The organism is Ruegeria sp. CE12 (assembly GCF_056537525.1).
Genome location: NZ_JBQFRS010000076.1, coordinates 1 through 598 on the forward strand (window position 1 = coordinate 1; position 598 = coordinate 598).

Below are 598 nucleotides of genomic sequence, written 5' to 3' on the forward strand. Positions count from 1 at the left end.
TCCTCTTTGTTTGAACGTGCTATGTGAAGAGGCGGGGGCTATGGCCCCAAGATCAAGACAAGAGGGACAAGACCAAGATGATCACACTCGATCAGGCACGCACAATCATTTCTGCAACCCGCGCCAAAGGCGGCGAGATGGGGCTAAAGCCCCTTTCGGTCGTTGTTCTCGATGCAGGCGGCAATATTCAAGCCTTTGAGCGCGAGGATGGCGCAAGCCCAGGTCGGTTTGAGATTGCGCGCGCCAAGGCCTATGGCGCGGTGATGTTGGGCATGGGCGGCAAGGCGCAAATGGCGCGGGCCGAGGCGCAGGCCTATTTCGTCAATGCGGTCAACGGGGCCTTTGGGGGCCGTGTCGTGCCTGTGCCCGGTGGTGTTCTGGTCAAGCGGGATGGCGTTGTGATCGGCGCAGTTGGGGTCACGGGTGACACATCCGATAATGACAGCGATGCGGCTGTGGCGGGTATTGCCGCAGCAGGGCTTGACGCAGAACCATGAGCGCGGATGCCCCATCAGGGCGGCGCCTGATTTCCTCACGCTCGCCCTTTGAGGCCGAGATCGGATATGGTCGGGCAGTTGTGCAAGGTGATTGAATTTTC

The 598-nt window shown here is 60.0% G+C and carries 1 protein-coding gene; it reads left to right on the forward strand.

Annotated features, from left to right (window positions below):
* Positions 1-77 precede the first annotated feature (77 nt).
* Positions 78-497 (forward strand): GlcG/HbpS family heme-binding protein, encoded by a 420-nt coding sequence (locus ACR0IO_RS23230; protein WP_340242257.1) that lies wholly within the window; start codon positions 78-80, stop codon positions 495-497.
* Positions 498-598: the final 101 nt, after the last annotated feature.